1 protein-coding gene is annotated in these 503 nt (G+C 60.0%); it reads left to right on the top strand.

Translation table 11 applies throughout. The features are described 5' to 3' along the window. Positions 1-503, top strand: a 503-nt coding sequence (locus OP496_RS18350) for a phage terminase large subunit family protein (protein ID WP_280565439.1), incomplete at both ends; no start/stop codon positions are given.

Genomic DNA, 503 nt, shown 5'->3' with positions numbered 1-503 from the left:
GGCTGCTATCGTATCTCGTTGATGTGGGGTGCCCAGGTGGGCAAGACCCAATTGGCGTTATGCCTGCAGGGCTACAGCATCGCTCACGAACCGCGTAGCCAAATGATGATGCAGCCCAGCCAGGGCGATCTGACTACCTGGCTGGAAACCAAGTTCAACCCGATGGTGGATGCGAATCCATCGCTGCAGAACCTACTGGCCAAGCCGCGTAGCCATGAAGGCGTGAACAACCAGCGGATGAAGTCCTATCCCGGTGGCTTTCTGATGTTCGCCTGGGCGGGATCCACCAAGACGATGCGCGGTCGCTCCGCGCCGCTGATCGTCGCCGATGAAGTGGACGGCTACAGCGGTACCGACGAGGGCGATGAGGTCGAGTTGCTGTGGCAACGTGCCGCCACCTTCGGTGACCAGCGCCTGCTGTTGGAGATCTCCACGCCCACTATCAAAGGCGAGAGCAAGATCGAGGCCTCTTATGACGCCGGAGATCAACGCCGCTTCTACGT

This window comes from Chromohalobacter sp. 48-RD10, from assembly GCF_029889785.1.
Taxonomy (GTDB): domain Bacteria; phylum Pseudomonadota; class Gammaproteobacteria; order Pseudomonadales; family Halomonadaceae; genus Chromohalobacter.
The sequence above is the reverse complement of the archived record's forward strand: the minus strand, read 5'-3'. Positions and strand labels throughout refer to the sequence as shown.